This window comes from Winogradskyella sp. 3972H.M.0a.05, assembly GCF_040493455.1.
Taxonomy (GTDB): domain Bacteria; phylum Bacteroidota; class Bacteroidia; order Flavobacteriales; family Flavobacteriaceae; genus Microcosmobacter.
The window spans coordinates 127,622-152,745 of sequence record NZ_JANFDA010000003.1; the positions used below are offsets into that span (position 1 = coordinate 127,622).

The following is a 25,124-nucleotide window of genomic DNA, read 5'->3' on the forward strand; positions in this document are numbered from 1 at the left end:
TTTGTTAATGACTTATAACGTTAGTACATATACACCCAATAAAAATTAGTAAGGATAACCCACAAAATAAGAAGTGATAACTTACCTTTTAAGTGGTTGTTGAATAACTTCAAATTGGAGGTTATACTGCACCTTGTTGTTAATTAGCTCAGTTTTTAAATACTCGTATTGCTAAGTTAGTGTTTAAGTGTTTAGAAATCAATACGTAAACCTACGTATTTTATGCTCCAGCAATCTGGTTAGAGTATTTAATGTCACCCAGTTGTACTACAGGTCTTCCGTCTATGCGGGAAACGATGCCAGCGACACCATAAAATTCTAATCCAGGTACTGTAGACGTATGATTTTCATCTACTTGGTTTTGGTAATACATAATTCCAAAAGACACACGGTTTAGGCCTAATGGTGTAGGAAGTAATCGAATTCGTTTACGGTTCCCCGTATCATCTTCATTGCCTGCAGAGCTTCCTTGGTTCCACCATTTGTTGTAGGTTTCATTATAGAAGTCGAGCTCTAAAAATTTCATCCAACCGTTGGTCGTCCATATTTGGGACTCTCTATGTTTTAGAGACCAATTATCGCCGATATGGTCTTGCTCTACTAGTAGTACCATAACGGTATCGAAGTGTTCAGAAACTCCAGTATAATCAAACTGAAGATTAATTTTTCCGGGGCGTTCTTTGCTAATTACAAAGTTTTGAATTGGTGATGACATGATATATGGTTTAAATATTGATAATAGCGTATTATACTGCGAGGGGATAGGTGTAAAGTTAATTTTTAAAACACTGAAAATCAATACGTAAACCTACGTAATTTTGAAGCTTTTATTTCTAAATCGTTGATTTTCAATTTGTTTTTGAGTACCTTTAGGTAATTAGCTATTTAGTAATCTAAAATCCTCTCTCATGGCACAAATCGAAGTCGGTAACGTAGAGTTTGTCGATAGACCAAACGGCGTTAAAAAATTGCAATTAAGCTTTGTGAAAATTAAGTTCATAGTCGATTGTCCCTGCGATAAAATCAGCGTGAAAGTATACACGCACGAGACCAGTACAGGCGGCTCTATTACAACGCCTTCGGGTACTGTTTCTAAAGGTGATATTACAGATCCACAAGGTGAATCCTGGACATGGCAGCCAGGTAGGGATGGTTGGCGAACTGATTCTGTAGATGCTAATCCAGAGTGGCATGGCTTTGAGTGCAAAGCTGTAGCCAACGGTAATGAAGTTACTATTATGGATAGTCCAGGTTTAGGTATTCCTCAAGGATCGCAAGCTCAGGGTTATAGTTATGCATATGAGTTCACTTGGAAGGTAGATTTACTCTGTGACGGACAAGTCATTGACCATGAATACTATCGTTTGTCATTTAAAGGCACTTCAGGACCAAATGGACTTGTTCCAGAAATGGTTGGTGGTGCCCAAGGGCAAGATGCCTTGGATGAAGTGAATGATAAAATGCGAGATGCAGGAACTTCTACATATCCTGTTGATGCTGAAGGGAAGCCTTGGTAAGATTAATACTTCTCTTTAAGTGTTTTGGTGTGATGCTCTACATGATATGCCGACCACATTACGACTTCTCGTACTGGCATTTTTCCCATGAGTGGATGTGGTAAGATGAGTGCGTCCAAATCTTTGTCTTTGTAACGCATGGTTTTAGCCTGAAGTTTCTTTTGTTCCACTTGTAAGCGTGTAAGAATATAATCTTTGTCCTTATAACGCGGTACTTTCATGTTTTGTGAGCCTTTATAAGTTTTGCCTTTGGCACCTTCTAAACGTTCCTGATAACGTTTTACCACAGCATCATAAGGTCTAACAGCTCTGTTGGCTTTACCAAATTTGTAGCGCAACAAAAACTTGGGCATGCTCATGGCAGCATTGAGCGGTTTTATGGATTGGAGTAGGTGTAGCGCGTGTTGCCCTGTAGTCCATTTACCTTTAGGACCAGATTCCCACTGGTCTACATCCTTAGATTCCAGAAGTTCTAATAAAGCCTGGTACTTTTCTTCGAGTAAGTCAGCAATAGCCTCTTTTTCCATAAGCGTTGATTTAGCTACGAAAAAGATAGGAAATTTCTATAAAACTGTAAAGTGCTATTCTTCTTTTGGTAGAGTAACCTTTTTGTCTTTCTTGTAGATAGGGATGAGGTAGGAGACATTGTACCCAAACCCAAACCCAAAACTTCCGCTGTCATAGGTCTTGTTGAACCCAGGAATGTATATGTTCTCAAAGTTATCGGGTTGGTCATCACTCACCAACATTTTGAGCTGAGCATTTACACCAACATAGAGGTTGTTGACTAACTCGGCTTTAAACCCAAAAATAACTTCGCCCCAAATTGCGGTAAGCCCACTAAATTCTTGTGGTCGATCTGGCGAGAATTGCCCAAAAACACCATTATTGACATCATAAATGGTAAAGTCGTTTAGCTCTTGCTTGAAGGTGCTGGCACCAACCCGAAGACCACCATAGATCATGTTTTCCATATTGAGCCAGTTGCGATAGAAATTGTAATCAACACCAGCTTTAAAATAACTTCCAGAAGTAGTAACATCCAAGAAGTCTGTCGTTGTGGTTTTTTCTTCTGTACCTAGTTCACCAGCCAAATACCAACGTTTCGTCAAACGGTAATCACCATTAATCTCAAATCCAGAATACTCATCATCTAAAGCAGTTCTAACAAGTTTGTATAGGTCACCGCCAATACGAAGCCCATAACTTTGTTTATAAACTATAGTATCGTTAGCCGCTGTATTATCTTGCGCAAAGCCAATGGTCGCACAACATAAAACCACTATTAGCTTAATGGAATATTGTAATGTGCGCTTCATTTTCATTGTCTATTGTGAAATTATCGATGTTAAATGATAGAATCCAGTTGTCGCCGTCGACATCTACATTAAATGCTGTTTGAGTATTAGGATCTAAATTGAATATGCTTCTAAATCCACAGGCTCTGGAAACATAAATGAATTCAGTAGTGTAGGTGATATTGATAATATCTGTATTCTCTTCGGTTTCACTTCCAGCATTCTTAATGAGTTTATAGCTTGTAGTAATTGGATCCGTTTCGGTCTCATCCTGAATTCGCAATGGTACCGAAATTGTATTCACCGTTGAACTTGTTAGAATAGAGGGAAGGTCATTTCCCATGTCATCTAGGGGAGTGACAGTAAGGGCAACTACATTTTTAGAATCTTCGGGAGAGGTTACATTATTGAAATTAATCACCAATTGTGGTGTTGTTAATGTACCTTCTGCACAAATATCATCGCGCTCGCAATTCGTAGAAGTGATAACTAGTAATAAAAGTAATATCTTATTTAGTTTGTTCATTCAGTGTATAAAATAGTTCTAATTGTTGATTTGTTTATTTGTCTTTGAGTTGATAATTACGTAACGCATTCAACATATTAGTTATTTTCTCTAATTTTTTGCGTAGCAAAATATAACTTTCTTCTGTAACAAAGTTTAGTTCTTTTGAAATTATTAGTTGATTTAACAATTCCATTGCAGAACTGAATGCTATTGTTGAAAAATGAGCTTTATCCCTTGCCGTTTTTCTTGAAGTTCCTTCAGCAAGATTAGATGCAATAGAGATGCTACTACGTCTCATTTGACTTGTTAAGCCAAATTTTTCTTCTTGCGGGAAACTATTGGTAATATTATAGATTTGTTTAACTAGTTTAGTGGATTCTTGCCAAACTTCTAATTTTTCAAAAGAAAATACTTTCATATACAACTTACAGATAAACTCACAACAAATAAACAGTGAATTACTTTTCAAAAAGTACTACAGTTTCTATATGCGCTGTATGCGGAAACTGATCGATTAAACTCATCTTTTTTAGCTTGTAACCTGCCAATGTTAGTTGCTCTGTGTCTCGTGCTTGAGTGGCTGGGTTACAAGATACATAAACCAAACGTTCTGCATTTAAGTTTATGATTTTTTTTAGCGTTTTTGGTGCAATACCAGCTCGAGCAGGATCGAGTATAATGGTTCTTATTTTGTTTTGATATTGCGGATGTTCGGTTAAGAACTTTCCAACATCGGCAGCATAAAACTCAAGACCTTCTATATTATTTCGCTTAGCATTTTCTTTAGCGTCCTCAATTGCAGAAGCTGCAATATCGACACCAATAATCTTAGTGTTATTTGCTTTTGAAGCTAGTATTTGCCCGATGGTTCCTGTGCCACAAAACAAATCCAATACGACAGTGTTGTCTACTGCGTCTTTGTTTTCTAAAGCATAATCGATGACTTTAGAATATAGTTTCTCAGCGCATTTCGGATTGGTTTGAAAGAAGCTTTTCATACTGATTTCAAAATTCAGTCCTAAGAGTTCTTCTACTATTTTATCGTCTCCATAAACAAGTTCTATAGAGCCAGTTGTGGCAATGGTTCTATCTCCAATTTCATCATTTATGGTGTGAAGGAATCCAGCAACACGATCGCCAAAAAGGTTGACTAAATAGTCCGCAAAATCCTTCAAACTAAATTTTGGTAAATCATACGATGTAGTCACCAAATTGAACAATAGTCTATTGGTTTTATAGGATTTACGTACCACAAAATAGCGAAAAAAACCTTCCTTACGTGGTGCGTGCCAAGGCGCCAAACCAGTTTGCTCACAATAGTTACGGATGTTTTTTAGATTTTGTTCAACTTCAGCATCAAATAATCCGCTATCTGTATCCAAGTTTTCAGCACACCACCAAGTACCTCGTTTTTTAAAACCTAGTGTAAAGGCATCAATGTCAGTTTTTGCAGCTCTATCATACCCAATAGCAGAAAACCCATATTCCATTTTGTTTCTATAATGGAAGGTGTTAGGTGAACTTACAAACTCATCAAAATAGTCTGAAATCGATTCTACTTTACCGATACGCTTAAAAAGTTCTAACGTACTATCAAGTTTATATTGATGCTGCTTTTCTATTGGTAGTTTTATGTAAGGTGCACCAGGAATATCCTGATAAGGCATATCTACTTCTGCTTCGGAATACTGTAATACATCTAACAACTTTGCCTCGGCATAGCGCTTACTCGATTTTTTTATTTGGGCTTTTACAGTTTGCCCCGGAATTGTATTGGGAACAAAAACCACAAACTCACCATGTTCATTTCTAATACGAGCAATACCTTTTCCACCAAAAGCATAATCTTCGATGACTAGCTCTATGATCTGTCCGCGTTTTACAAATTTGTTCCGTTCTCTACGAGGCATTTAGTATCGTGTTTTTTCACTCGTGCAAAAATAATAATAGCAGAGGATAATCAACTATCTTTAATGAGAATTCCGCTTTTATTGAAGCTGTAATTTGAACCTTTTATTTTTTTCTCGTCTTAAGAGTAAACGCTGTTTATAATGCCTGAATATGACCATTTATCTGATGCTGATCTTGTAGAGCACTACAAAGATGGAGATAAACTAGCATTGAATGTCTTGGTACAGCGCTGGCACAAAAAGCTTTGCTATAAGGCATTTTGGATTGTGAAAGACCAAGATATGGCTAAGGACATAGCACAGGATGGTTGGAATGTTATAATGAATAAGATTCACACTTTAAAAACATCACAGAATTTTGGTGCTTGGGCTGCACGCATTGTTTGCAATAAAGCTCTTGATATTGTAAGGCTAAAAAGTAAGTATCCTATGAGATCTCAAGAATTGCTTAAGGAAATTCCTGAAGCAGAGCCAGAAGATAATGATAGAACGCAATTAAAAAACGAATTATTGAAAGCCATTAAATCGTTGTCTACAGAGCATCAAGAGGTTTTGCGACTGTTTTATGTTGAAGCCTATTCGCTGAAAGAGATTAGTAAACAATTAGGTATTTCAACAGGAACTGTAAAATCGAGATTATTTCATTCGAGAGAAAAATTAAAAACACTATTAAAACATAAACATTATGAAAACTAATATGGAAGATATTGATAAGTTGATAAAAGAAACGTTGACGGAAGAGGAAACTAAATTCTACGATGAGCTAGATGAGCAAAACATGTTTCAAATGTTAGAAGGCTTATTTCAAGGAAAACTGAAATGGTTAATCATCATGATCAATGTAGTGATGGTATTTATGTTTGCATTCTTTGTGTATTGCGCTATTCAGTTTTTCAACACAGAAGATGTGAAAGAACTTATTAAATGGTCAGTTCTAGGCTTTTTTTGCTTAACATCAATAGGAATGCTAAAACTGTTCGCATGGATGCAAATGGATAAGAATGCTATTCTACGTGAAATAAAGCGTATCGAGATTCAGGTTTCGTCCTTATCGGGAAAATTGTAGTGATAACATTTTAAATCGCCATTTATATTTAGTAATTTGCAAGCCTCTAGGGATGATTTCTCTCCCACGCTGCTTTTTCGAGTGTCGCTAATGTAGTTCTACAAACGGCGCACAATCTTCGAAGGAATAAAGGTAGAGCAGGAATGGTTGTTTTATTAACTCTTTAAATTATTTTAAAATGGCTGTTTTAGACCAATTAACTTCGCAACAAGCGATCGATTTAGAAAACAAGTATGGTGCACACAACTATCATCCACTTCCAGTGGTATTGAGTAGAGGAGAAGGTGTCCATGTTTGGGATGTTGAAGGTAAGCAATATTACGATTTTCTGTCTGCTTACTCTGCTGTGAACCAAGGCCATTGTCATCCAAAAATTGTTGGAGCAATGACTACACAAGCTCAAAATTTAACCTTAACGTCAAGAGCATTTTACAACGACATGCTTGGACGCTATGAGAAATTTGCTTCAGAATATTTTGGGTTCGACAAATTATTACCAATGAATACTGGAGCAGAAGCTGTAGAAACAGCTTTAAAGCTTTGCAGAAAATGGGCCTATGAAGTCAAAGGTATTGATGAAAACGAAGCTGAAATTATAGTCTGTGAGAATAACTTTCATGGACGTACAACAACGATCATTTCGTTTTCTAACGATCCTGTAGCACGTGAGAACTTTGGGCCCTATACAAAGGGATTCATTAAGATTGAATACGATAATCTAGAAGCTTTAGAGAATACGTTAAAGAATAACGCTAACGTAGCTGGATTTATGGTCGAGCCTATTCAAGGTGAAGCCGGTGTTTATGTGCCTAGTGAAGGATATTTAACAAAAGCTAAAGCCTTGTGTGAGCAATACAATGTGTTGTTTATTGCTGATGAAGTACAAACAGGTATTGCAAGGACTGGTAAATTATTAGCAGTTGATCATGAAAATGTAAAACCAGATGTTTTAATTCTTGGTAAAGCCCTTTCTGGAGGTGCTTATCCTGTAAGTGCTGTAATGGCGAACGATAACATTATGAATGTAATCAAACCAGGAAATCATGGAAGCACTTTTGGTGGAAACCCAGTAGCTGCTGCTGTAGCTATTGCTGCATTAGAAGTTATTCGTGATGAAGAACTTGCAGATAATGCGCAAAGGCTAGGAGAACTTTTTAGAAGTGAATTAAACAAGTATATCGAGACTAGCAATATCGTGAATCTCGTAAGAGGTAAAGGATTGCTAAATGCAATTGTTATCAATGATACTGAAGATAGTGATACTGCGTGGAATATTTGTTTGAAACTTAGAGACAATGGTTTACTTGCTAAGCCAACTCACGGAAACATAATTCGTTTTGCACCACCATTGGTAATGAACGAAGAACAGATATTAGATTGTGTGTCAATAATCGTTAAGACACTTAAGGATTTTGAGTAAACCTCAATTTGCATAAAAAAGAAAAGCGACCAAATTGGTCGCTTTTTTTATTGTTAAGTAGGATATTTATAGACCTTGCATTTCTTGTGCTCTTTCCATCATTAATTCTGGATCTCCAAGTGCATCCCATCCAATCATTGAGATTACCCATAAGATATAGATCATGAATAATACACTTAGGATAAGACCAATAATTCCCATGATTCTTCCAGCTTTCACATTTTCATAACCAGAATAGTTTTCTGGAGCCTCTTTATATAGGTTAGTCGCTTTTTGTCCTAAAATAACTGCGACAATACCACAAATAAGTCCAGGAAGTCCATAACAACAGCATCCTACTATTGATAATATTCCCATGACTAAAATTAATGTTGAATTTGGTAGTGTTTGTTTTTCCATATCAGGTTGATTTAAATGTGTTTTATAATATAACTAGTTACAATAATAATAATATTTAAGATAAATAAGTTGAATAAAATTTTTGATCCGTTCTTAAACTTAAATTTTAAGTGCAAAACCAAAATAGTAAACATGATGATAATCGTGTAAATTGCTGGATACATTTTGAAGGCACCAACAAAATCACCTTGAAAGATTAAAGATAATGCTCTCTGTGTACCACAGCCCAAGCAATCAATGCCAAACATCTTTTTCCATAAACAGGGTAGCATATATTCTTCTGGTGACATCATAAGTTATCTGATGCACAAAAATAAGAAAGTAAAATACATTCTGCTACTTATGAGAAACTATGATTTTTTGAGTGAGTGTTGCATTATTCTCCAAACGAATAGAAGCTAAATATACACCCTCAGATAAATCGGAAGTAGAATAATTGTATGTATTATTGGAGCCAATATTGACTTTATTCCATAATTGTTTGCCAGCAATATCTATCAGCGAAACTGATTTTATAGATAATGCATTTGGATTGAGAATGGTAAGTTGAGCATTGGTATTGTCTTGAATAACCTTAAGCGTATCCAAAGTGCTTTCAACAATACTTAGTGTATCTTCTTGTATAAAAACAATTTCAAAACGATCTGTAAAAGTTCCTTCTTCTATATTGATATCATAATCCTGAGCTCTTAGATCTACATAAATGTCATTCTCTTTATCATGAATATAGATTGGTTGCGAATCAGCAAAATTTTGAACGTCAACTATCTTGAATCTGATAGATTGTTGTTCGTCAGCTTTGACTACTAAAGGAATTTTAAGAGCTTCATCAAATTGAAGCGCTTGTATAACAAATGGAGCATCATCCAAAATCCAATAAGCGTCAGAGTCTACACCTTCAGGGCTTCTGCCTTCAAGTCCATAATCAAAACCATCTGTAGCTGAATTGTGGAAGTTCATTAGTAACTGTCGAGATAGTGTCTCATTGAATGCTACGTTAATTCTAAAACGTCTGAAGTCTTCAGGAACTACATTAAATCCGTCTTCATCATAAGCGACAGTATTGTATTCTGCTTCACCAGAAGTTCTAAAGAAAAAACTATTACCTCCTGATTCAGTTTCATAAACACGCATGTCATTGGTAGTTCTCACTGTACCTGTAGACCCTACACTACCTTCAACCATAAATCCTTGACCAATTGGGATATAGCGCTCAGCAGTTTTTATACCTCCAGGACCAGGAAAAGCACCTACTTCCTGACCTTGATCATCATAGGTGGAAAATACTGCAGGCACAAAACTTTCAACTGTACCAGCTGCATTAATGGTATAGGTTGCATAACCTCCAATGTATGTATTTGTGTTGTGCGAAGACTGTCCTTGTTGTTGTTCCCAATATAATAGTGTGCCAGTAATGCTATTTTGATTTTGTGTATCGTGAATAAAATCTCTGGAATCTATTGCAGAAGGATAAGGATTACCAACCAAAGTCCATTGTGGGTCACCCGCAACTGGCGCAGAAACCGTATTGCTAATAGTACCATTATTTGGCTTTCCTCTAAAGTCGTATAACTGACTTCCTGTGGCGCCAGTACCAACACCTTTCATAGTAAACCCAAGCCCAGGCAATATATTACCTGTGTCACCAACATAGCTCCAATCACTATATTCATCGCTAGCTATAAAAGTCCATAACCAAGGACTCGCAATAGTTAGAGGCGATAGGCTACTGTCAAAACCACCAGCACCAGTAAAGGAAACATCGATACTAGAAATCAATCCTGTGGATTCGTCGATAAGTTCTACTCTAAAATCTTCATTACCACTAGAGGCTGAATTATTCCCTATCGGTGAACACCAATAGTTGTAAGTATATTGATTAACAGTGCCACTTTGCTGAACACTCAATTGCCCAATACCAGTGTTACCTACATTATTCTTTTGAATTAATTGCGCTTCATTCCTCAAATAGATTTTACTATCGGTATTATTTAAATTAATATCGTCTGTAACTGTAATGATCTGATCGTTTACAAACACGTAGGCAGAATTTTCCACATAGAGTTGTGCAAAGCTGGAAAGCGATAAGCTAAAGCAAATAATAAAAAGTAATCTAGTAGCCATAGGATTAATTAATCACATAAATTTAAGGATAAAACATATTAGGATTTTTTAATCGCCCAATAATCGATTAATTGTTATTTTTACCGTTTAAAAGCATGGATTTATCACGTTTACTAAATATTGTACTCATTGTAATAGGCGGACTAGTAGCGCTTTATGCTCAAGCTGAAGCAAAACAGAGTCCATATATACTGATCATAGGAATTGTATTTTTAATGATAGGCTTATATCGTATATCTCGAAACATACCGAGCAAGCAAAATGATTCTGAACCTCCAGCAGATGAACAATGAGAGCGTTCAAAGTTGGTGATAGGGTTTCGGTTATAGACGAGAATATCTCAGGTGTTGTATCTCGTATTGATGGCAATACAATTTATATTGAATCTGAAGATGGCTTTGAGTTTTCATACCAAGCGAATGATTTAGTTTTAGATAAGGCTTCAGATATATCTACTTCGATTTTTAGTCATGCTAATTCTGAACAAGTCATACAAGAAAAAGAAACTGATCGTAAACCAAAATCTAAAAAGTCCAAACCAAAAGAGCGTTCTAAGCCAAGTTTAGTGGTAGATCTTCATATTGAAAAATTAGTAGATTCTACCAGAAACATGACCAATTACGATATTATTACTTTACAGTTGGATACAGTAAGGCGACAATTGGAATTTGCGATGAGAAAACGCATCCAGAAAGTTGTATTTATTCATGGCGTAGGAGAAGGCGTCTTAAAAATGGAAATGGAAACCGTTCTTAGACGCTACGATAATCTAAAATACTACGATGCCGATTATCGAGAGTACGGTTATGGTGCTACCGAAGTTTATATTTTTCAGAATGTGAGAGACTAGTTAAAGATTGTAGCTTTCTCGATGGTCAATGATGTCCAGCCTGTTGTTCCAAAGTCAAACATATCATTCACGACAAACGCAAAGGTAACGTTAAGTAATTCAACAGAACTAGTAAAACTTCTTGTGATTTGATGAGTTCTAAATTCAGTTGCCGGAACAGATACTGAAACATTTGGGTTTAAGTAATCTGGACCAATCTCACTAGACGTAATATCGTTCGTAGGGTTATTGTCCGCCAAAATACTTTCCTCATCTCTTGTCAATACTCCATCATTATCATCATCTGTGTCTAAATAATCTGGCTGATCTTCACCATCAGTATTCAAAGGGTTAGTGAAAGGGTTGTTATCACCATCTTCATTAGTATCTTCATCTCTAGTCAATACATTGTCCCCATCATCATCTACATCCAAGTAGTTTGGTATACCATCATTATCAGTGTCTGTAGGGTTTGTAGCAGGGTTATTATCACCATCTTCATTAGCATCTTCATCTTGCCAAGGAATACCATCATTATCATCATCTGTTGCCGTTGTGGTAAACTCAACAGTACCACTAGTTACTTCTTCATCCGATATTATGGTAATATTACTTGGAATTTCATTACAGAATAAGTCGTCTCCGCTTATAGTTGTGGCATCATATCTGCGATAATTGAGAGTGTTAGTTTCGCTCAAACTTCTGATTTCAGTCATGGTTTCTGTATAATCCACTAAGTTCTCTCCGAAAGTTGTTAAGTCGGATTCAGTAAGTCCAGAAATAAAAACGGAAAGAGATTCAGAAGGGTCACTGGTGGTTTTGAATAATACCATTTCTCCACAAGTATCAAATGTATCATCAAAAGCAAACTCCACAGTAATAACATCACCATCATCACAACCAAATAGTAAAAAAGACAGGCAAAAAAGCCCAAGTAAATATCGCATCATTGCATTTTCATTTAAAGCAAAAATAAGAGAATTGTCAATTTAGAACGTGCCAAAAGCTTAATAATTTTATAGCGAATAGCTTTGAGTATAATTTGCCAACAAAATATTGCATCTTTGCACCATGAATAATGTGTATTTCGATAACGCTGCAACAACCAAAATGCGTGATGAGGTTATTGATGCCATGACAGATGTCATGAGGCTTCACTATGGTAATCCATCTTCTTCCCATAGTTTTGGACGCAGTTCTAGAGCTCTGATAGAACAATGTAGAATAAACATTGCTGCGCACTTCAATGTTTCGGCTTCCGAGATTTGCTTTACTTCTGGAGGCACAGAGGCAGATAATCTTATTCTACGAAGTGTTATCAGAGATTTGGGTTACAAGACAATCATTACATCCAAGATTGAACACCATGCGGTATTGCACACTGCTGAACTTTTGAGTAAGGAGTATGATGTGAATATCAAATTTGTTAATGTAAAACCAAATGGAGATATAGATCGCGATCATCTGGAAGTTTTACTTAAAGTAAGTGATAAGGCTATCGTTAGCTTGATGCATATCAATAATGAGATTGGAAACATCTTAGATATTGAAGATGTAGCGAAGCTTTGCAAAACCCATAACGCATTATTCCATAGTGATACGGTACAGTCCGTTGGTCATTATACTATGGATTTGCAACAAATCCCAATAGATTTTATGGTGGCTAGCGCACATAAATTTCATGGTCCAAAAGGCGTTGGATTTGCATTCATAAGAAAAGATTCAGGTATTAAGCCATCCATTATCGGAGGAGAGCAGGAGCGAGGCCTAAGAGCAGGTACAGAATCGTTGCATAATATTATTGGTCTAGATAAAGCATTGGCATTGGCTTATGGTTATCTAGATACTGAGAAAGCTTATATAAAGTCTATCAAGAGCTATTTTATTGAACAATTAAAGGAGTGTATTTCCAACGTTGGCTTCAATGGTAATTCTGGTGACATGGATAAGAGTACTTACACCTTAGTTAATGTTAGATTACCGCTTTCACCAGAGAAAGCTGCGATGTTGCAGTTTCAATTAGATTTAAAAGGCATTGCCTGTTCCAAGGGAAGTGCTTGTCAAAGCGGAAGTTCGCAAAAATCTCATGTCCTTTCTGAAATACTAAATGAGGAGGAACTCAATAAACCTTCGGTTCGCTTTTCCTTCAGTAAGTATAATACTAAAGACGATGTGGATTACGTTGTAGAGGTATTAAAATCTCTGAATTGAAAGCCAACCTCATCACTTTACTTTTTCTAGTTCTAATTTTTGGTTGTAAAAAAGACAACACAAAAGCTGAAAATACAATAATTGAAGCGCAGCAACCCGACTCCATTGTTGTTGAAAAACCCAAGCAAAAACAATTTAAAGCTGATAACGTAGGAGATACCCTAGATGTCCATAATGACGTGTATGTTATCTACAATGAGAGCGTGTCTAACACTTCTGGAAGGAATTTGTCTGCCGATGGTTATAACTTAGGCCTTAAATGGCAATGTGTAGAATTTGTAAAGCGCTATTATTACGAGCACCTAAATCATAAGATGCCTAACTCTTATGGTCATGCCAAGGACTTTTTTAATGCTAATGTTGCAGATGGGAATATAAATTCGGAGCGTAATCTGTTGCAGTTCACTAATGGCAGTTCTTCAAAACCAGAGCCAGATGACTTAATCATCTTTGGAGGTAATATTTTTAATTCCTATGGACATGTTGCAATTGTTTCTAAGGTCAATAAAGATGACATAGAAATCGTTCAACAAAATGTAGGTAATCGCTCTAGGGATGATATTGATTTAGAGTTTAAAAACGGCAAATGGTATCTCGATGATAGCGAAATACTTGGTTGGTTAAGGAAAAGATAATTCACTAAAACCTAGCTGACAATCTTACATTAAAAATTCTAGGGGATAAAAAGTTTGGTATTGCAAACTGACGCTTCGAATACACATCTCTAACCCAAGTATTAGTTATTGAGTTCTGATTGTTGAACATGTTATAGATTTCAAAGCCTAAAGAGAGTTCCTTAAAAGGTTGCTTCCATTTGGCACTATACGTCTTTTCTCTATCTACTAAAACATAAGAGATACCTAAATCGGCACGTCTATAATCGCGTAATCTAAGTTGAAAATCATAAGGGTCTGCATAACTCGGAGAACCACCTGGAACTCCTGTGTTATAAACTAGATTTAAATACATTTTTAGATCAGGAATGTTTGGTACATAATCCTGAAACAGAATACCAAACTTTAAACGCTGGTCTGTAGGTCTGGCTATGTAACCACGACCATCAATATTTTCTTCTGTTTTAAGATATCCAAAGCTAAACCAAGATTCTGTGCCAGGTACAAATTCACCATTTAGTCTTAAGTCTAAACCATAAGCATAGGCTTTGGCATTATTGCGTGCTCTATAACGAATACGAACGTTTTCTAAAGTATATGGATTAACATCCGTTTGGTTTTTGTAATACGCTTCAGAGATAAGCTTGAAAGGGCGATCCCAAATCTGGAAACTATACTCATTGCCGACTACAACATGAAACGATTGCTGAGCCTTTACATTTGGTTGTACAACACCAGATGAGTCTCTAAGCTCTCTATAGAAAGGTGGCTGATAATACAACCCACCAGCTACTCTAAACAACATATCTTGCTCCCAATCTGGTTTGATGGCAAATTGAGCTCTTGGGCTAAATACAGTTTGATTAGATGAAGTAACGCCATTTTCATTTGGTACTTCACTATCTACAGACCAATTGTGAACACGAACACCAGCATTATAGAATACTTCACTATTGCCTAGCATGCCTCTTTTGCTCCATTGCAAGTATGCTTGCAAACGATCAATAACCACGTTGTTAGTGGCTCTAACATTTTGAAATGCTGTCAGCGGACCTTCAAAAGGTTCATATGGTTGCTCATTAGGAAGTTCGAAATTTGGCGGACGTATTGAGAATCCAGCCGAATCAATAACTTCCCACTCTACGAGTCTATCTCTAATATCTTCGCGCGTGTACTTTACAGACCATTCTAGGGTGTTTTCATTGTTTTCATCATCTTCTAGTTGATAATCACCTTTGTGCTGAACTGTTGTGATTAATGCATCCAAATCGTTTCTAGCATGGGTCAATTGCGAACCAATACCTTCACTAAATTCAACTTCCCCTAAATTCTCATCACCAATGTTAGTATTGACTTCACCTAGCCTATATTGAGCAAGGATATCAAAATACTCTTCTTCTGTGGTGTGATAAGCTGAAGCGATAAGCTTTAAAGTAAGATTATCATTAACAAAATAATTTGCCTTTAGTGCACCCAACATGGTTTGGTACTGATCCTTTTCTTGGCCTTCATAAAAAACTAATAAGGCTATTGGCTCTTGAAGCGTTCCGAAGTTTGTTTGCCTATTTGTAGGTTGGAAATCGTATCTGTTAAGGGAAATATTTCCTAAGAAGTTTAAATGAAATTTATCTGAAAACTTATAGGTTAAATAGGTTTGTGCATCGGCAAATTCTGGAATTACGTTTCCTTCAGTTTCAAGATTGTTTAGTATTAAACTGTTGTTTCTATAACGTAGTCCAACAATACCTGAAAACTTAGAATCTTTTGAAACAGCTTCAGTAGCAATGCTTCCACCTAATAAACTGAGGTCAGCACGTACTCCAAAGCGAACAGGGTTCCTATATGTAATGTCTAATACAGAAGACATCTTATCGCCATACTTGGCTTGCCATCCACCAGCAGAGAAATCTACGTTTTGTACCAAATCAGTATTCACGAAACTCAAACCTTCTTGATTTCCAGACCTGATGAGGAATGGACGATAGACCTCAATTTCATTGACATAAACCAAGTTCTCATCAAAGTTTCCACCTCTTACAGAATATTGGGTACTCAATTCGTTAGAGATATTTACTCCAGGTAAAGTCTTCAGGATATTTTCTACACCAGGTTGAGCACCTTTAATGGTTCTTATGATTTCTGGAGAAATCGTCGTAACACCTTCAACAGCTTTCCTCTGATTCCCAGTAATGACTACTGTAGTAATCTGTTCAATGTTTTCATCCATTACTGGATTGAACTCATAATCCTGACCATTTTTCAAGTTTACAGTAATGACAACACGCTTATGCGATATGTGTGTGAACTCTATCGTAACATCAACATTTGCAGGGATTTTTAAAGTGTAGAATCCATTAACATTGGATGTTGTACCATCATTACCAGCCTTTATACTAACATCGGATATAGGTAGTTGATTTTGATCTAGGATAATTCCTTTTACTGTAGCCGATTGTGAATAGGCAAGGATTGGTAGTAGAAAAAAAAGAACTGATCTAAAAAAGAAGCGTTTCAAATGATTTTCGTTTTATTTTCTAAAAAAGGTTGCTTCAAATGTAGAACTATTTCCGACATTATCCGTAACAATTACTTTTAATTTGTTTTCTGTGTCCTTGAGAACATTATCACTAAAATTATGAATCAAAAGGTCTGTTTTGTAATCATACTCCATTAATATCCATTTTCCGTTTACTGTTGCTCTATAATTACTTATTCCAGAGTCTTCATCTTCAATCTTAAGTTTCAGTTGAGTATGTTTACTGATCCATTTTTTATCCTGAAAATTCACAGGCGTAATTTTCGGAGATTCCAAATCGGTTTCAAGAGTGTAAGTTCCAAGTGTTTTGGTCCGAGTGCTTAAGATGTCTCCTTTTTTGGTTGTGGACACATAACTCGGAGTTTTTCGAAACCCATAGAGTCTTGCGATATAGAGTTTGTCCTTATCGGCTACGTCATAGTTGCTTATATCATAACTAACGGTTAATCTCTTTTTGAGAGGAATAACATCTCTATGTAATATTAGCGTATCGCTACTCACAGCAAAATCAATGTGGAAATTATCATAAAAGGTTTGCTGAGGAATGTATACTGAAATATTTTCGTCTTGTAGCGTTGTTGTTTGGTCTGCATAAACATAGTGCAGACTGCGTATTTCATTTTGTATAGGTTTAGAAGGTTCTTTTTTCCCGAGTATAGGAATTGTCACCCAGCTTTCATTGCCTTTAAAATCGCGCAATCGTATCTTGTAGACCGATGAGGTGCTATCTTCTACCTTAATATATCCATTAGCTTCTACATCTTTATATAAGCTCAAAGGGTTGCCTTCTTCAACAAATAATTTTTGAATTCGAGACTTTTTCTCCTTGTAAATTTCATAATCAATTAGCCTATTGATATGCTTAGTTTCATCAAAACTGAAGCGTTTATAGTCTACTTCAAAGTTTTTATTGCCATTGAAAAAAGTCTGAATATTACTTAAGCCATTATAGTTTGGAGCCAAATCTTGTTGATCGTAGCTCACAACACCAAATCCAATATCACCATAGGCTTTAAGAGGTTCAACAGCATAACTTCCATTACTTTTTGTAATTAAGCGAAGTTCTTTCCTGTTCCTTGAATCATTTACATAAGAAGTATCATTCTTTGCATAGGCATAAATTCCAGTCACAAAGGGTTCTCGGGTATCCTTAATGTCTACACCAAAAAGCATTGGATTAATTGGACGCTCTGTATTGTCTCGTATTTCGTAATGTAAATGCGGACCTCCAGAACCTCCCGAATTACCAGAATATGCTATAATGTCTCCTTTATTGACCTTCAGTTCATTGGCTTGAGGAAACATCTCTATTTCGTAAGTCTCTTTTTGGTATTGCTGCTTTTTTACATAAGCTTCTATAGCTCCATCAAATTTTTTGAGATGGGCATATACTGTTGTGTATCCATTTGGGTGGGTAATGTATAGTGCTTTACCGTATCCATAATGTGAAATCTTTATTCTACTAACATACCCTTCTGCAGTGGCATACACCCTAAGACCTGTTTTTTGCTGAGTTTTGATATCTATCCCAGAATGAAAATGATTAGATCTCAGTTCACCAAATGTTCCAGATAAGACTAGAGTAATATCTAAGGGGTCTCCGAAGTAATCCTGAGGGTATTGCGCTTGGAGTATGCAGCATTGTAAGAGTAAGAGTAGAAGTATTAAGTTTTTCATTTGCGGCTAATAAAATACTAAAATATTAATTTGGAAATAATATACAAACGTTGAAAGAACAAACGGTCGTGTCTTTGATATTAACGGCAATATATATTTAGAAATCATCATTTTTTGAAATGCTCTTTGATATGTTTTTTTATTAATTTCTTGTAGTATCTTCTCAATTTGCGTTCAACCTTATGGTCTGGGATACTATCAGGAATATCTACACCATTTATCCAAATCGTTGTTTTATCGGAAGATATTTCTTGCAAAGCAAACCTTAAGTTTCTCAAGGTGTCTTTTTCTATAACTATGGTATCAATTTTATAGTATACGTGATCAGGGTTTTGTAGTGTTATTGTATCGCCCCAAATCATTCGTTCATTATCATTATATACTTGGTAACCATGTTTCGATAATTGGTATAGGACTTCACTTTTGTTCAGTTTGACTGTTTTTTTAATGCCATATAAGTGTAGTTTCCCACTTGAATGTGTGTAATAAAATCGATGTGGAGGAGAAGTAGCCATAAAGATTACTATCGCTGGTATTAAAACCGCAACAGGTTTAATCCATCCTAGTTGAATTCGTAATGAACCGAATTGATGAACTCTTTTAATAATAAAATAAGTCAGCGGTAACATACTGAGTGCTAACAAATCTGTATAATCTACAACTCTTGTTATCTGAATGGGTGTTATGCTATTGTATAGGTCGATGAATGACTGAGAATATTCAGATTTCCAAAAGATGAAGAAGATTCCGGTTACTATCAGATTGGTTTTTAGGGATTTTGGAAAAAAGAAGGTTATTAGCATCGGGAAGATGAGGATCCCGACAAAATCTGAAAGCTTTCCTGTGAACCAATTGTGATATTCCCATTTCAAAAAATGATCATTTATAAATAGGAGAATCAATCCAGAAACGAAGACAAAATTTAAGAGGTAATATTTTCGATTCATATCCTTTTAAACTCTAATACATTAGCGAAATTCGTTAATAGTATAATCGGGAATTTTAAAAATTATTGTAAAACAATTGCGAATTCTAGTACGGAATGTTAACTTTGTTACGTTAGTATTGAAAAGCATAAATGAGTAAGATTGAGGATATTGTTGATTCTTTAGAAAACAAAATCAGTAAAATTTTGCACAAGCAAGAGGTTTTAAGACAAACCAATGCAAAATTATCTGAAGAATTAGTGAAATATCAGCAAGAAGTACTTCAAAAACAAGAGGAGTTGTCCACTTGGATTGAAAAATACGAGTCACTCAAAGTTGCAAGTTCAATGCTTGGCAGTGATGAAAATAAACGAGATACAAAGCTCAAGATAAATACATTAATCAGAGATATCGACCATTGTATAGCACAATTGTCGGAGTAATGAAATAGATTTAATGTCCGAACAGCTAAAAATAAAGCTTTCTATAGCGAATAGAGTATATCCTTTGACGATAGCTCCAAGCCAAGAAGAAGGCTTGAGAAAAGCGGCTAAGAAGATAGAAGCAATGATTAATCAGTTTGAGCAAAACTATTCTGTGAGAGATAAGCAAGATGTATTGGCGATGTGCGCCTTACAGTTTGCTTCTCAAGTAGAACAGAAAACTATAGATACGATAAATGTCAGTGAAGATGTCCAGAACAGATTGTCTGCTTTGGATGAGCTTTTAAAAACGCATTTAAGCTCGTAACGTTCTTTAAAATAAAATTAAGGTTACTGCCTACATTAGTTATTATTTTTTGATAAACTCAACGTTAATTCTTTAAAAAGGGTGAGTTTAAGTTGTAAGAACAGGCTGCCTCAGAGCAGATCTTCGACCAGCTTGTTAGCCCTAAACTTGTTTTTAAGGAGTTTATACAGAATCCAGAACTGATGTAGGCTTTTTTTATATACTAAACTAAAAACAAACCATGGATACTAATACAATTTTAATGATTGTTGGAGGTGTAATTGCAGGAGTGATTTTAGGCTATATCATAGCAAAATCTTTAGAAAAGAGTAATGCATCCAAACTCATAAAAAATGCCCAATCTGAGGCAAAAACCATAATAAAAGAAGCTAACATAGAAGGGGAGAGTCTTAGAAAAGAGAAAGAACTCAAGGCCAAAGAAAAATTTATTGAACTTAAAGCAGAGCACGAAAAAGTAATACTCTCCAGAAATAAAAAAATAGCAGAATCTGAGAAGAGAACTAAGGACAAAGAATCTCAGGTTTCTAATGAGCTTTCTAAAGCTAAGAAAGCTAACCAAAGCTTAGAAGACAAGATAAAAGATTACGACTTCCGATTAGAGTTTCTCGATAAGAAAAAGGAAGAGCTAGACAAGGCTCACAAGAGTCAAATTCAGCAGTTAGAAGTAATATCTGGATTATCGGCTGAAGAAGCAAAAGATCAGCTTGTAGAGTCTCTAAAAGAAGAGGCTAGAACAGATGCGATGTCTTTTGTACAAGACAAAATGGAAGAGGCTAAGCTTACAGCTCAACAAGAGGCCAAGAAAGTAATCATTAATACCATTCAGAGGATTGGTACCGAAGAAGCTATTGATAACTGTGTATCAGTTTTCAATATAGAATCCGATGATATCAAAGGGCGTATTATTGGTAGAGAAGGACGAAATATTAGAGCCATCGAAGCAGCAACAGGAGTAGAGATTATTGTTGATGACACTCCAGAAGCTATCATCTTGTCGTGTTTTGATTCCGTGAGGAGAGAGGTTGCAAGATTATCACTTCATAAACTAGTTACTGACGGAAGAATACATCCTGCCAGAATTGAAGAAGTCGTTAAAAAGACCGAAAAGCAAATCAACCAAGAGATTATAGAAGTTGGTAAACGTACGGTTATAGATCTTGGCATCCATGGATTACATCCAGAGTTAATAAAACTAGTCGGTAGAATGAAATATCGTTCTTCTTATGGGCAGAATTTATTACAGCACTCAAGGGAAGTCGCTAAGCTTTGTGGCGTAATGGCAGCAGAATTAGGTTTAAACCCTAAGTTGGCTAAGCGTGCAGGATTATTACATGATATAGGGAAAGTACCAGATTCTGAAACTGATATTGAAACACCTCACGCTATACTTGGTATGAAATGGGCTGAGAAGCATGGTGAAAAAGCTGAGGTTTGTAATGCTATTGGAGCCCACCATGATGAAATAGAGATGACTACGTTACTATCTCCTATAGTCCAAGTCTGTGATGCTATTTCTGGAGCTCGACCAGGAGCACGTCGTCAAGTTTTGGACTCGTATATACAACGTCTTAAAGACCTTGAAGCTGTAGCTTTTGGATTCACAGGAGTTAAGAAGGCTTATGCGATTCAGGCGGGTAGAGAACTTAGGGTAATTGTAGAAAGTGAAAAGGTGTCTGATGATGTAGCTGCTAAATTATCTTTTGAAATTTCTCAAAAAATTCAAACAGACATGACGTATCCTGGACAGGTAAAGGTTACTGTTATTAGAGAAACCAGAGCAGTAAATATCGCTAAGTAATTATAGGCATAATTCCTTTGGAAATAGCAGCGTAAATGTTGTACCTACATTTACAGAGCTATCTACTTTAATAGAGCCGCCAAAAGCTTCAATCTGACTTTTTGTTAAATATAGTCCAATTCCTTCTGCGTTTTTGTTCTTATGGAAGGTTCTGTAAAGACCGAAAAACTCAGACCCATATTTTTCTAGGTCAATACCAATACCATTATCAGAAATAGTGACTACAAGTCCTTCATGAGTTTCAAGACTATCGATTATGATAACAGGCAATCGTTCGGGATGTCTATATTTTAGGGCATTGGTCAATAAATTCTGAATAATACTATCTAAATAGGCTTTGTTAAATTGTAGAACCTGTTTTTGGTTCATGTTATTTTTAACAATAGCCTTGGTTTCTTGTATTTCTAACTCAAGCATTCTAATAATGCTATTGATTTGTTTAAACAGATTTATAGGAGAAGTCTCGTCTGGCTTTTTAGAATCTACTGAAACGATTTCTCTTAAATCACCAATAGTATTGCTTAGAGATTTAGACACAGTTCGTATATGTTCTATAAGCGTTTCTTTCTCTTCTAATGTTTCTGCTTGATCATAGAAGTCTAGCAAGCTTTCAAAATTACCAGCGTGTTCTTTTAGATTATGGGTTACTATAAATGCAAAATTCTTAAGCTTATTATTTTGGTTGTTTATAAGATTCATTGAATCTTCCAGAGCATTTTCATTTTCTTTAGCTTCAGTAATATCTACATGTACACCAATGATTCTTTTCTCTTTGCCATCTTCGGTTCGCTCTAACACCATGCCCTTATCCATAACCCACTTATAGCTACCATCTTTGCACTTTACTCTACTAATGTTTTCGTAAATTGGAGTCTTGCCATTGAGATGATCTTGAAAATCTTTAAAGTATTTTTCTCTATCGTCTTCGTGAACTAGGTCATTCCATGCATCTGGGTTATTTCCCAATTCATCATCTTCATATCCTAATAGTTTCTTTGATTCATCAGAAAAGGTGACACGTTCCTTATCGGCATCATAATCCCAAACACCAATATTAAAAGCTCTGAGTGCAAAAATCCATTTAAAATTGTCGAATAGTAGTTGATCTAGGGATTCTTCGCTATAGATATCTTGAGTTTTATCAATAGGAGTATCCTTAGATGGCTTGCGAAATGAAATCATAGTAGGTATAGATTTGGATTAATTTTTTAACTATTTAGACTCAAAAAATTCTTACAAGTCACAAACATAAAAAATTATGAGCTTATTTCCTTGGATGGTAAGTATCTAATACATCTTTAAGGTGAGTTCTGTCAACATGCATATATATTTCTGTAGTTGTAATACTTTCATGACCTAGCATCATCTGAATTGCTCTAAGATCAGCACCATTTTCCAGTAAGTGCGTGGCAAAAGAATGTCGGAAAGTGTGTGGTGATATCTTCTTTTTTAGACCTATTTGTTTTCCTAGGCTTTTAATGATTGTAAATATCATAGCCCTAGTGAGTTGTTTTCCGCGTCTATTAAGAAACAAAATGTCTTTAGATTTTGGATCAACCAATTGATGTGATCGTATTTCGTTTTTATAGATGGTAATATATTTTTGAGTCGTTGTCCCAATAGGAACAAATCGTTGCTTGTCGCCTTTTCCAGTAACTTTAATAAACCCTTCATCAAAGAATAAATCGGATATCTTAAGATTTACAAGTTCACTAACCCTGAGACCGCAGCTGTAGAGCGTTTCTAAGATAGCTCTATTACGTTCACCTTGTGGCTTGCTAAGATCTATAGCGTTAATGAGGTTATCTATATCCTTCACGCTTAATGTGTCTGGCAGCTTTCTTCCAATTTTCGGTGATTCGATAAGGTCTAGAGGATTTGTATCTCTATAGTTTTCAAACACTAGAAACGAAAAGAAACTACGCAATCCGGAAATGAGTCTGGACTGAGACCTTGGACTTAATGATTTGGAAGATTGGTAGATATAATCCTGAATTTGTTGATGCTCGATTGAGATAGGAGATACTCTGGATTCAGTTGAGTCAAGATGTCTTATTAGACGTTCAATATCGAGACTATAACTATCGATTGAGTTGGATGAAAGCCCTCGTTCTATTCGCAGATAGTGTTGATAATCCTTTAATGCATTTTGCCATTTCATTAGGCTAAAAGTAGTGGATTTTAAGTAATTATTTTAGTTATTTTCTACGCAATTTGCCTTATTTTTCTTAAAAATTGTTAATAACTAAAATTTTAAACATCTGAAAATCAAATTGTTAAAAAAATATGTTTATAAAATTGTTGATAACCACACCTCGTTTTTTCGTTTTTAGAGAAAAAAGCCTTTAGTTTGTATTAAATCAATTTTAAAACCTTAAAAGATTATGAAAAAATTTTGTTTAGTAGCTGTGTTTGCTATTGCAGCTATGTTTAGCGTTAATGCTCAAGGACAATTTAGAGCTGGTCTAAGTGGAGGAATTCCAATTGGAGATGCTGGTGATTTAGCAACTTTTGCTATAGCAGTAGATTTAGGATACCTTTTTGAAATCTCTGATAGCTTTGATGCAGGTGTTGCCACTGGGTATTCTCATTCGTTTGGAGATTCGATAGACATTCTCGGTGTTAGTGTTGATCTAGACGATGTACAGTTTATCCCTATTGCTGCTTCTGGTCGTTTTGAAGTTGCTCCTGATTTCACGTTAGGTGCTGATGTAGGCTATGCTGTTGGTATTGGTGATGGAAGCGATGGAGGGTTCTATTATTCTCCTCGTGCCCAATATAGTGTCAGTGAAGCCATTGACATCGTTGCTGCCTACAGAGGTGTAAGCGTTGATGGTGGCTCTTGGGATATTATAACTGCTGGTGTTGAGTTTGGTATTGACTAAATTATAAAAGTGATACAAAAATAGCGGCCTATTCAGGCCGCTTTGTTTATTAAATAAAACCTTAGATATTATGAAAAAATTAGTTTTAGCTGCGTTTGCAGTATGTGCCTTTGTTAGTGTAAATGCACAAAATTTTGGTGCTGGACTTAGCGTTGGTATACCTGTTGGAGATGCAGGTGATGTTGCTACGTTTAATGTCACAGCTGATGTAAACTATTTATGGAGTGTGTCAGATGATTTCGATGCTGGTGCAACTGTTGGATTTTCTCACAACGTAAAAGACGAGGACGTTGCTCTAGATGATATTCAATTCTTACCTATTGCGGCTAGAGGAATATATAGCATTTCAGATGAGTTTTCTATAGGTGCAGATTTAGGTTATGCCGTAGGTATTAATGATGGAAACGATGGTGGCTTTCTTTGGGCACCTAGAGTAGGCTATGGAGTAAGTGATACTATTGATATAGTATTATCTTATAATAATGTTAGTATTGATGGAGGAACTTGGTCTAACATTAATCTAGGCGTTAATTTCGGATTATAAAACTTTATATATCTGTTTGTAAAAGCGGCCAATTTGGCCGCTTTTTTTATACACTAACTTTTTTAACTTGCAAGTTTTTTATTACAAAACTTTGGCATTTATTTGCCGCTCG

Annotated in this window: 28 protein-coding genes and 1 other RNA gene; 14 read left to right on the top strand and 15 right to left on the bottom strand. The window is 35.8% G+C overall.

Annotated features, from left to right (window positions below; genetic code table 11):
• Window positions 1-220: 220 nt before the first annotated feature.
• Window positions 221-715, bottom strand: coding sequence for a hypothetical protein (locus tag NCE97_RS07545; RefSeq protein ID WP_353778396.1), 495 nt, complete (start codon window positions 713-715; stop codon window positions 221-223).
• Window positions 716-908: 193 nt separating this feature from the next.
• On the opposite strand from NCE97_RS07545, the gene NCE97_RS07550 reads away from it, so the two are divergent.
• Window positions 909-1,517, top strand: a complete 609-nt coding sequence (locus tag NCE97_RS07550) for a hypothetical protein (RefSeq protein ID WP_353778397.1) — start codon at window positions 909-911, stop codon at window positions 1,515-1,517.
• Between the two features lie 2 nt (window positions 1,518-1,519).
• Here NCE97_RS07550 and NCE97_RS07555 read toward each other — a convergent pair whose 3' ends face one another.
• From NCE97_RS07555 to rlmD, 5 genes are read right to left on the bottom strand one after another with little or no spacing between them, the layout of a single operon-like run.
• Window positions 1,520-2,044 carry a DinB family protein gene (locus tag NCE97_RS07555; RefSeq protein WP_353778399.1) on the bottom strand — a complete coding sequence of 175 codons (525 nt, stop codon included), beginning with the start codon at window positions 2,042-2,044 and terminating at the stop codon, window positions 1,520-1,522.
• A gap of 54 nt (window positions 2,045-2,098) precedes the next feature.
• Window positions 2,099-2,836, bottom strand: a complete 738-nt coding sequence (locus NCE97_RS07560) for a DUF6048 family protein (protein ID WP_353778400.1) — start codon at window positions 2,834-2,836, stop codon at window positions 2,099-2,101.
• On the bottom strand, window positions 2,808-3,341 hold the full coding sequence (locus NCE97_RS07565; RefSeq protein ID WP_353778401.1) for a DUF6452 family protein: 534 nt from the start codon (window positions 3,339-3,341) through the stop codon (window positions 2,808-2,810). Before NCE97_RS07565 ends, NCE97_RS07560 begins: the two co-directional genes overlap by 29 nt.
• Before the next feature lie 34 nt (window positions 3,342-3,375).
• Window positions 3,376-3,741, bottom strand: coding sequence for a four helix bundle protein (locus NCE97_RS07570; RefSeq protein ID WP_353778403.1), 366 nt, complete (start codon window positions 3,739-3,741; stop codon window positions 3,376-3,378).
• Between the two features lie 40 nt (window positions 3,742-3,781).
• Window positions 3,782-5,233, bottom strand: a complete 1,452-nt coding sequence (gene rlmD, locus NCE97_RS07575; RefSeq protein WP_353778404.1) for a 23S rRNA (uracil(1939)-C(5))-methyltransferase RlmD — start codon at window positions 5,231-5,233, stop codon at window positions 3,782-3,784.
• A gap of 141 nt (window positions 5,234-5,374) precedes the next feature.
• On the opposite strand from rlmD, the gene NCE97_RS07580 reads away from it, so the two are divergent.
• The 3 genes from NCE97_RS07580 to rocD all read left to right on the top strand — a co-directional run bounded on the left by NCE97_RS07580 (window position 5,375) and on the right by rocD (window position 7,719).
• The gene (locus NCE97_RS07580; protein ID WP_353778406.1) at window positions 5,375-5,929 is read left to right on the top strand and encodes an RNA polymerase sigma factor; all 555 of its coding nucleotides are present in this window, start codon (window positions 5,375-5,377) and stop codon (window positions 5,927-5,929) included.
• Complete coding sequence (locus NCE97_RS07585; protein ID WP_353778407.1) at window positions 5,919-6,299, top strand: DUF6768 family protein; 381 nt, start codon at window positions 5,919-5,921, stop codon at window positions 6,297-6,299. The genes NCE97_RS07580 and NCE97_RS07585 overlap by 11 nt, the downstream gene beginning before the upstream one ends.
• A gap of 178 nt (window positions 6,300-6,477) precedes the next feature.
• Window positions 6,478-7,719 (top strand): ornithine--oxo-acid transaminase, encoded by a 1,242-nt coding sequence (gene rocD / locus NCE97_RS07590; protein WP_353778408.1) that lies wholly within the window; start codon window positions 6,478-6,480, stop codon window positions 7,717-7,719.
• Between the two features lie 66 nt (window positions 7,720-7,785).
• Here the strand turns inward: rocD and NCE97_RS07595 are convergent, their stop codons facing one another.
• From NCE97_RS07595 to NCE97_RS07605, 3 genes are read right to left on the bottom strand one after another with little or no spacing between them, the layout of a single operon-like run.
• Window positions 7,786-8,118, bottom strand: coding sequence for a CCC motif membrane protein (locus tag NCE97_RS07595; RefSeq protein WP_353778409.1), 333 nt, complete (start codon window positions 8,116-8,118; stop codon window positions 7,786-7,788).
• A gap of 11 nt (window positions 8,119-8,129) precedes the next feature.
• Complete coding sequence (locus tag NCE97_RS07600; protein WP_353778410.1) at window positions 8,130-8,411, bottom strand: DUF2752 domain-containing protein; 282 nt, start codon at window positions 8,409-8,411, stop codon at window positions 8,130-8,132.
• 43 nt (window positions 8,412-8,454) lie between these two features.
• Window positions 8,455-10,242 (bottom strand): DUF8693 domain-containing protein, encoded by a 1,788-nt coding sequence (locus NCE97_RS07605; protein ID WP_353778411.1) that lies wholly within the window; start codon window positions 10,240-10,242, stop codon window positions 8,455-8,457.
• Between the two features lie 95 nt (window positions 10,243-10,337).
• On the opposite strand from NCE97_RS07605, the gene NCE97_RS07610 reads away from it, so the two are divergent.
• Window positions 10,338-10,535: a hypothetical protein gene (locus NCE97_RS07610; protein ID WP_353778413.1), complete on the top strand. Its 198-nt coding sequence runs from the start codon at window positions 10,338-10,340 to the stop codon at window positions 10,533-10,535.
• Window positions 10,532-11,092 carry a DUF8465 domain-containing protein gene (locus tag NCE97_RS07615; RefSeq protein WP_353778414.1) on the top strand — a complete coding sequence of 187 codons (561 nt, stop codon included), beginning with the start codon at window positions 10,532-10,534 and terminating at the stop codon, window positions 11,090-11,092. Before NCE97_RS07610 ends, NCE97_RS07615 begins: the two co-directional genes overlap by 4 nt.
• Here the strand turns inward: NCE97_RS07615 and NCE97_RS07620 are convergent.
• Window positions 11,089-12,021 (bottom strand): metallophosphoesterase family protein, encoded by a 933-nt coding sequence (locus tag NCE97_RS07620; RefSeq protein WP_353778415.1) that lies wholly within the window; start codon window positions 12,019-12,021, stop codon window positions 11,089-11,091. The genes NCE97_RS07615 and NCE97_RS07620 overlap by 4 nt on opposite strands.
• Before the next feature lie 121 nt (window positions 12,022-12,142).
• Between NCE97_RS07620 and NCE97_RS07625 the strand changes: the two genes are divergently transcribed.
• Together NCE97_RS07625 and NCE97_RS07630 are read left to right on the top strand one after the other, a co-directional pair.
• Window positions 12,143-13,282: a cysteine desulfurase family protein gene (locus tag NCE97_RS07625; RefSeq protein WP_353778416.1), complete on the top strand. Its 1,140-nt coding sequence runs from the start codon at window positions 12,143-12,145 to the stop codon at window positions 13,280-13,282.
• Entirely contained in the window at window positions 13,279-13,917 is a 639-nt protein-coding gene (locus tag NCE97_RS07630; protein WP_353778417.1) for a CHAP domain-containing protein, read from the top strand. Before NCE97_RS07625 ends, NCE97_RS07630 begins: the two co-directional genes overlap by 4 nt.
• 4 nt (window positions 13,918-13,921) lie before the next feature.
• Here NCE97_RS07630 and NCE97_RS07635 read toward each other — a convergent pair whose 3' ends face one another.
• The 3 genes from NCE97_RS07635 to NCE97_RS07645 form a co-directional block, all read right to left on the bottom strand.
• On the bottom strand, window positions 13,922-16,411 hold the full coding sequence (locus NCE97_RS07635) for a carboxypeptidase-like regulatory domain-containing protein (protein ID WP_353778418.1): 2,490 nt from the start codon (window positions 16,409-16,411) through the stop codon (window positions 13,922-13,924).
• Window positions 16,412-16,423: 12 nt separating this feature from the next.
• Window positions 16,424-18,109, bottom strand: coding sequence for a M23 family metallopeptidase (locus NCE97_RS07640; RefSeq protein WP_353778419.1), 1,686 nt, complete (start codon window positions 18,107-18,109; stop codon window positions 16,424-16,426).
• 107 nt (window positions 18,110-18,216) lie between these two features.
• Complete coding sequence (locus tag NCE97_RS07645; RefSeq protein WP_353778421.1) at window positions 18,217-19,056, bottom strand: hypothetical protein; 840 nt, start codon at window positions 19,054-19,056, stop codon at window positions 18,217-18,219.
• Window positions 19,057-19,187: 131 nt separating this feature from the next.
• Between NCE97_RS07645 and NCE97_RS07650 the strand changes: the two genes are divergently transcribed.
• The 4 genes from NCE97_RS07650 (at window position 19,188) to rny (ending at window position 21,583) form a co-directional block, all read left to right on the top strand.
• Window positions 19,188-19,478 carry a coiled-coil domain-containing protein gene (locus NCE97_RS07650; protein WP_353778422.1) on the top strand — a complete coding sequence of 97 codons (291 nt, stop codon included), beginning with the start codon at window positions 19,188-19,190 and terminating at the stop codon, window positions 19,476-19,478.
• 13 nt (window positions 19,479-19,491) lie between these two features.
• The gene (locus NCE97_RS07655) at window positions 19,492-19,785 is read left to right on the top strand and encodes a cell division protein ZapA (RefSeq protein WP_353778423.1); all 294 of its coding nucleotides are present in this window, start codon (window positions 19,492-19,494) and stop codon (window positions 19,783-19,785) included.
• 56 nt (window positions 19,786-19,841) lie between these two features.
• Window positions 19,842-19,949, top strand: a non-coding RNA gene (ssrS, locus tag NCE97_RS07660) — 6S RNA.
• A gap of 56 nt (window positions 19,950-20,005) precedes the next feature.
• Window positions 20,006-21,583, top strand: coding sequence for a ribonuclease Y (rny, locus tag NCE97_RS07665; protein ID WP_353778424.1), 1,578 nt, complete (start codon window positions 20,006-20,008; stop codon window positions 21,581-21,583).
• On the opposite strand, the gene NCE97_RS07670 is transcribed toward rny, so the two are convergent.
• Window positions 21,584-22,765, bottom strand: a complete 1,182-nt coding sequence (locus NCE97_RS07670; protein ID WP_353778425.1) for a sensor histidine kinase — start codon at window positions 22,763-22,765, stop codon at window positions 21,584-21,586.
• Between the two features lie 82 nt (window positions 22,766-22,847).
• Complete coding sequence (gene xerD / locus NCE97_RS07675; protein ID WP_353778426.1) at window positions 22,848-23,744, bottom strand: site-specific tyrosine recombinase XerD; 897 nt, start codon at window positions 23,742-23,744, stop codon at window positions 22,848-22,850.
• Window positions 23,745-23,967: 223 nt separating this feature from the next.
• Between xerD and NCE97_RS07680 the strand changes: the two genes are divergently transcribed.
• Together NCE97_RS07680 and NCE97_RS07685 are read left to right on the top strand one after the other, a co-directional pair.
• Complete coding sequence (locus tag NCE97_RS07680; RefSeq protein ID WP_353778427.1) at window positions 23,968-24,468, top strand: outer membrane beta-barrel protein; 501 nt, start codon at window positions 23,968-23,970, stop codon at window positions 24,466-24,468.
• Window positions 24,469-24,538: 70 nt separating this feature from the next.
• Window positions 24,539-25,012: an outer membrane beta-barrel protein gene (locus tag NCE97_RS07685; RefSeq protein ID WP_353778428.1), complete on the top strand. Its 474-nt coding sequence runs from the start codon at window positions 24,539-24,541 to the stop codon at window positions 25,010-25,012.
• The last annotated feature ends 112 nt before the right edge of the window (window positions 25,013-25,124 follow it).

Bases quoted from the DNA above. Each gene is read 5' to 3' on its own strand.
- NCE97_RS07605 (WP_353778411.1), bottom strand. From the start codon at position 10,242: ATGGCTACTAGATTACTTTTTATTATTTGCTTTAGCTTATCGCTTTCC.
- NCE97_RS07670 (WP_353778425.1), bottom strand. From the start codon at position 22,765: ATGATTTCATTTCGCAAGCCATCTAAGGATACTCCTATTGATAAAACT.
- NCE97_RS07680 (WP_353778427.1), top strand. From the start codon at position 23,968: ATGAAAAAATTTTGTTTAGTAGCTGTGTTTGCTATTGCAGCTATGTTT.
- NCE97_RS07560 (WP_353778400.1), bottom strand. From the start codon at position 2,836: ATGAAGCGCACATTACAATATTCCATTAAGCTAATAGTGGTTTTATGT.
- NCE97_RS07550 (WP_353778397.1), top strand. From the start codon at position 909: ATGGCACAAATCGAAGTCGGTAACGTAGAGTTTGTCGATAGACCAAAC.
- rocD (WP_353778408.1), top strand. From the start codon at position 6,478: ATGGCTGTTTTAGACCAATTAACTTCGCAACAAGCGATCGATTTAGAA.
- NCE97_RS07625 (WP_353778416.1), top strand. From the start codon at position 12,143: ATGAATAATGTGTATTTCGATAACGCTGCAACAACCAAAATGCGTGAT.
- NCE97_RS07555 (WP_353778399.1), bottom strand. From the start codon at position 2,044: ATGGAAAAAGAGGCTATTGCTGACTTACTCGAAGAAAAGTACCAGGCT.
- NCE97_RS07595 (WP_353778409.1), bottom strand. From the start codon at position 8,118: ATGGAAAAACAAACACTACCAAATTCAACATTAATTTTAGTCATGGGA.
- NCE97_RS07585 (WP_353778407.1), top strand. From the start codon at position 5,919: ATGAAAACTAATATGGAAGATATTGATAAGTTGATAAAAGAAACGTTG.
- NCE97_RS07615 (WP_353778414.1), top strand. From the start codon at position 10,532: ATGAGAGCGTTCAAAGTTGGTGATAGGGTTTCGGTTATAGACGAGAAT.
- NCE97_RS07685 (WP_353778428.1), top strand. From the start codon at position 24,539: ATGAAAAAATTAGTTTTAGCTGCGTTTGCAGTATGTGCCTTTGTTAGT.
- rlmD (WP_353778404.1), bottom strand. From the start codon at position 5,233: ATGCCTCGTAGAGAACGGAACAAATTTGTAAAACGCGGACAGATCATA.
- NCE97_RS07620 (WP_353778415.1), bottom strand. From the start codon at position 12,021: ATGATGCGATATTTACTTGGGCTTTTTTGCCTGTCTTTTTTACTATTT.
- NCE97_RS07600 (WP_353778410.1), bottom strand. From the start codon at position 8,411: ATGATGTCACCAGAAGAATATATGCTACCCTGTTTATGGAAAAAGATG.
- NCE97_RS07545 (WP_353778396.1), bottom strand. From the start codon at position 715: ATGTCATCACCAATTCAAAACTTTGTAATTAGCAAAGAACGCCCCGGA.
- xerD (WP_353778426.1), bottom strand. From the start codon at position 23,744: ATGAAATGGCAAAATGCATTAAAGGATTATCAACACTATCTGCGAATA.
- NCE97_RS07650 (WP_353778422.1), top strand. From the start codon at position 19,188: ATGAGTAAGATTGAGGATATTGTTGATTCTTTAGAAAACAAAATCAGT.
- NCE97_RS07580 (WP_353778406.1), top strand. From the start codon at position 5,375: ATGCCTGAATATGACCATTTATCTGATGCTGATCTTGTAGAGCACTAC.
- NCE97_RS07655 (WP_353778423.1), top strand. From the start codon at position 19,492: ATGTCCGAACAGCTAAAAATAAAGCTTTCTATAGCGAATAGAGTATAT.
- NCE97_RS07570 (WP_353778403.1), bottom strand. From the start codon at position 3,741: ATGAAAGTATTTTCTTTTGAAAAATTAGAAGTTTGGCAAGAATCCACT.
- NCE97_RS07640 (WP_353778419.1), bottom strand. From the start codon at position 18,109: ATGAAAAACTTAATACTTCTACTCTTACTCTTACAATGCTGCATACTC.
- NCE97_RS07610 (WP_353778413.1), top strand. From the start codon at position 10,338: ATGGATTTATCACGTTTACTAAATATTGTACTCATTGTAATAGGCGGA.
- NCE97_RS07645 (WP_353778421.1), bottom strand. From the start codon at position 19,056: ATGAATCGAAAATATTACCTCTTAAATTTTGTCTTCGTTTCTGGATTG.
- NCE97_RS07565 (WP_353778401.1), bottom strand. From the start codon at position 3,341: ATGAACAAACTAAATAAGATATTACTTTTATTACTAGTTATCACTTCT.
- rny (WP_353778424.1), top strand. From the start codon at position 20,006: ATGGATACTAATACAATTTTAATGATTGTTGGAGGTGTAATTGCAGGA.